This window comes from Streptomyces globisporus (assembly GCF_003501885.1).
Lineage (GTDB): Bacteria > Actinomycetota > Actinomycetes > Streptomycetales > Streptomycetaceae > Streptomyces > Streptomyces globisporus_D.
Genome location: NZ_QWFA01000349.1, coordinates 1 through 4,196, shown reverse-complemented (window position 1 = coordinate 4,196; position 4,196 = coordinate 1). Strand labels below are relative to the sequence as shown.

3 protein-coding genes and 2 pseudogenes are annotated in these 4,196 nt (G+C 70.8%); 2 read left to right on the top strand and 3 right to left on the bottom strand.

Annotated elements, in window-relative coordinates; genetic code table 11:
- Positions 1-1,100 (top strand): annotated as a pseudogene (locus D3105_RS33325) (cytochrome c oxidase subunit I); the annotation flags it as partial.
- A gap of 41 nt (positions 1,101-1,141) precedes the next feature.
- A complete protein-coding gene (locus D3105_RS33320; protein ID WP_118906543.1) occupies positions 1,142-1,483 on the top strand; it encodes a hypothetical protein in 342 nt (113 codons plus the stop codon).
- Positions 1,484-1,535: 52 nt separating this feature from the next.
- Here the strand turns inward: D3105_RS33320 and D3105_RS33315 are convergent.
- The 3 genes and pseudogenes from D3105_RS33315 to D3105_RS33305 all read right to left on the bottom strand — a co-directional run.
- Positions 1,536-1,811: pseudogene (locus tag D3105_RS33315) on the bottom strand (VOC family protein); the annotation flags it as partial.
- Between the two features lie 48 nt (positions 1,812-1,859).
- On the bottom strand, positions 1,860-3,461 hold the full coding sequence (locus tag D3105_RS33310; RefSeq protein ID WP_118906542.1) for a sigma-70 family RNA polymerase sigma factor: 1,602 nt from the start codon (positions 3,459-3,461) through the stop codon (positions 1,860-1,862).
- Positions 3,462-3,738: 277 nt separating this feature from the next.
- Complete coding sequence (locus D3105_RS33305) at positions 3,739-3,933, bottom strand: antitoxin (RefSeq protein ID WP_118906541.1); 195 nt, start codon at positions 3,931-3,933, stop codon at positions 3,739-3,741.
- Between the last annotated feature and the right edge of the window lie 263 nt (positions 3,934-4,196).

The window sequence follows — 4,196 nt, the reverse complement described above, 5'->3', positions numbered from 1 at the left end:
ATGTTCCGCATGCCGATCTTCACCTGGAACGTCCTGCTGACCGGCGTACTGGTCCTGCTGGCCTTCCCGGTCCTGGCCGCGGCCCTCTTGGCGCTGGAGGCGGACCGCAAATTCGGCGCCCATGTCTTCGACGCGGCCAACGGCGGCGCACTGCTGTGGCAGCACCTGTTCTGGTTCTTCGGCCACCCCGAGGTCTACATCATCGCCCTGCCGTTCTTCGGCATCGTCACCGAGATCTTCCCGGTCTTCAGCCGTAAACCGGTCTTCGGCTACATCGGGCTGATCGCGGCCACCATCGCCATCGCCGGGCTGTCCGCGACCGTATGGGCGCACCACATGTTCGTCACGGGCGCGGTGCTGCTGCCGTTCTTCTCGTTCATGACGTTCCTCATCGCCGTGCCGACAGGCGTGAAGTTCTTCAACTGGATCGGCACGATGTGGAAAGGGTCGCTGTCCATGGAGACCCCCATGCTGTGGGCCGTCGGGTTTCTGGTCACCTTCCTGTTCGGCGGTCTGACCGGCATCATCCTCGCCTCACCGCCGCTGGACTTCCACGTCTCCGACTCGTACTTCGTCGTCGCGCACTTCCATTACGTGGTGTTCGGCACGGTGGTGTTCGCGATGTTCGCCGGATTCCATTTCTGGTGGCCGAAGTTCACCGGGAAGATGCTGGACGAACGGCTCGGGAAGATGACGTTCTGGACGCTCTTCGTCGGATTCCACGGCACGTTCCTCGTTCAGCACTGGCTGGGTGCCGAGGGCATGCCGCGCCGTTACGCGGACTACCTCGACGCCGACGGTTTCACCGCGCTGAACACCGTCTCCACCATTGCCTCGTTCCTGCTCGGCCTGTCGATCCTGCCGTTCTTCTACAACGTCTGGAAGACCGCGAAGTACGGCAAGAAGGTCGAGGTCGACGACCCGTGGGGTTACGGCNCTCCTGCCCGCCGCCGCGGCACAACTTCGTCACGCTGCCGCGGATCCGTTCCGAATCCCCGGCGTTCGACCTGCACCACCCGGCGGTCCGCACCCTGGAGGAGGCGACCAACCGCCCCGACAACTCCAGGATCGTCGCCCCGGGGGACCGGCACGAGCAGTGACGTCGGCCCCGGAACGGACGGTGTGACGGAGAGGAGGACAGGTGGAACCCGACAAGGACAGTGCCAGGGGTCTGGCGCAGCTGGAGGGCTTTCTGCTGTGGAACGCCGAGGTCGAACGGGCGCGACGGCAGGCCCGCCGCTTCACCGATCAGTTGCCCTGGCTGACCACGGCGCAGCGTGAGGACGTCGAGCGGGTGTTCATCACCGAACGCTTCGCCGTTTCGCGGGAGTCGCTCACCCGCATCCGCGACCGCGCGGAAGAACTGCGCGAGGAGTACACCGGGCGCTACGCGCGGCTCCGGGCCCGCTGCGTCGCCGTCTCGGTCGGTGCGGTGGGCGCGGTGGCCTGCCTCGGTACGGCGGTGAGCCTGGCCATCCGCTGATCGCGCGCCAGCCCCTTTGCCCGGACCTCGCCGGTGCGGCCGGTCACCACCCGACCTCCTCGTGCGCCCGTTCCGGGTCGGTGACGCCGAAGTCCAGGTGGAACTGCTGGGGCATCTCCTGGCCGGGCCAGCGCGGCGGCCGGTAGCCCGCCACCCGCTGGAAGGCGAGGACGAGCCCACTGGGCGTGTGCAGCGTCGACCATTCCGCGTCGCACTCCCACCGCCGGTCGGGACGGTCGACCTCGCCTCCCAGCAACGATGCGTAGAAGACGGCCAGTTCCCTCGGGTCCGGGCAGTCGAGGACCACGCACTCCAGTTCAGCGATCATGACCGCATCGTAGGCATCCGCCGGCCGCGCCGCGTGCGCCGCGCGGGCTCAGCGGGCCCCGAACACCTGCGTCCACACCGGACCGCCGCCGGAGTCCTGCTTCCCCATGCCGATCTCCTTGAACGAGCAGTTGAGGATGTTCGCACGGTGCCCCGGGCTGTCCATCCAGGACTGCATCACGTCGGCCGGCGTCCGCTGCCCCTTGGCGATGTTCTCGCCGTACGTCGACCACCGGTACCCGGCGGCGGTGATCCGGTCGCCCGGGTCCCTGCCGTCCTGGGACGTGTGGGAGAAGTAGTCCTGGGCCGCCATGTCGGCGGAGTGCCGCTGCGCCGCCGTGTTGAGCAGGCCGTTGACGGACACCGGACCGCAGCCCTCCTTGGAACGCTCGGCGTTGACCAGCTGGGTGACCTGCTCGGCCATCCCCGACGGGGCGGGCGGCGCGGGAGCGGGCGGGTCCGGCTTCGGAGCCGGAGCGGCGGAGCTGGGCGCGGGCGGCGGCGTCGTGCTCTTCTTCGGCTTCGGCTTGGGCTTCGGCTTCTTCGAGGGGCTCGGCGACTCCGAGGCGCTGGGCGACTTCGACGCCGAGGGGGAGGGCGATGTCGGGGCGGCCGACGTGGGCGCCTCCGTACGAGGGGCCGGAGCATCGGCCGTGAGGGTCGTCGCGTCCCGGTCGTCGCCGTCGGTGTAGAGGTGCACCGCCGCGCCGCCCGTGCCCAGCGCCGCGACCGCGACGACGGCGGCGACGGCGGAGTTGCGACGGCGCCGCCGGGCCTGCACCCGTCTGCGCTCGGCTCGCCCCGCCCCGGCACCGTCCGCGCCCGGAGCCGGTGCCTGGAGGTGCGCCGCCGTGGCGAGGAGCTCGGGAGCGGCCCCCGCCCCCGCCGCCGCGGCCACCGGAACGAGCGCGAGACCCACCAGCAGCCCCTCGGCGGGCACCAGACCCGAGCCATGGCCCGAGCACACCGTGCACTCGCGGGCATGGCGGGCCAGCCGCTTGCGCCACAGGGCGGAGGGGACGCCGTCCCAGCCGGCGGTGATGTCCTCCAGCAGCACGCACGGCGGCTCCGCCGCCAGCGCGCCCACCACGACCCGCGCGGCCTCCAGCTGAGCCTTCATCCGCTGCACCCGTACGGCGGTGTGCTGCGGGGTGAGTTCGAGAGCGGCGGCGACCTCGGCCCGGGACAGATGCCCGGCGGTCTCCAGCCACCACAGCGACAACAGGGCGCGGTCGTCCTCGTCCAGCCAGCGCGTCGCCTCCGCCACCTGCCGCCGCTGGCCGGTGAGGCCCAGCTCCAGGATCGTCACCTCGACGAAGTCCGCGCGGGGATCCGGCAGGTCGTACGCGGCGTCCAGCCGGTCCGCCGGTATCGCGCCCGCCTGCTTCTCGCGCCAGTGCGTGCGTATCTCGTTCATGGCTATCGCCACCAGCCAGGAACGGAAGCGCTCCGGGTCGCGCAGTTCGGGCAGGCCCCGGAGCATGCGCAGCACCGTCTCCTGCACCACGTCGTCCACGTCCGCATGGCCGTCCAGCGCACGTCCGACGACGTTGTACAGCAGCGGCAGGTACGCCGAGACGAGCTGGTCCTTGGCCTGCTGGTCGCCGCCCTGCGCGGCCGCGATCAAGACCGTCGGGTGATCCTTGCCCATGCTGTGCTCACTCTTCCGGGGTCCGGTGCTGTCACTTCCCACACTCGGGAGATGGGGTGAGGCCGGGACGATAACAAGAATCCGGCGGGCAACCCCGGAAACCTTGGCCGCGGACCCCCGCCGCCCGGCCCCGGCGGGCCTGTGGCGACACCGTGCGCAGCGGCCCCGGCACGCTCCGCGCACCGGCCCGTGTCACGGAAGGTGATCCGTGACACGGACCGGTGCGCGGGAAGGGAGGCGGCCGGGCGTTCGGACGCCCGGTCACCGGTGGAACGGCTCAGGCGCGGGGCGGCCCGTCCTGGTCGCGGTCCGTGCCCAGCTGCTGCTTGAACTTGTCCTGGGCGGTGTCGACGTGGCCCTTGTACTTGCCCTGCGTACGGTCGTCGACCATGTCGCCGGCCTTGTCGACGCCCTTGCCGGCCTGGTCCTCGTGGCCCTTGAGCATCTTCTTGATCTTGTCCATCGCGGACATGCGTCCTCCTCGTCGACTCTTCGCCCCCACACATCAAGGGTCACCGCACCGGGCCCTGCCCGCATCCGCGCCGGGACACGGTGAGGACCCGGCCGACGGACCCGAGGAGCGCGGGAAGTGTGAAGCCGCGCCGACTGGGCACATACCGGTTGACCAGGAGGAGGTGGTGGCAATGGGCCGCATCCGAGTCGTCGTCCGTCGTCCCCCGCCCCCTTCGGGGCCGCCGCCGCTCGATCTGCGCACCCCCTCCGGCCGCCCCCTGC

Bases quoted from the DNA above. Each gene is read 5' to 3' on its own strand.
- D3105_RS33305 (WP_118906541.1), bottom strand. From the start codon at position 3,933: ATGTCCGCGATGGACAAGATCAAGAAGATGCTCAAGGGCCACGAGGAC.
- D3105_RS33310 (WP_118906542.1), bottom strand. From the start codon at position 3,461: ATGGGCAAGGATCACCCGACGGTCTTGATCGCGGCCGCGCAGGGCGGC.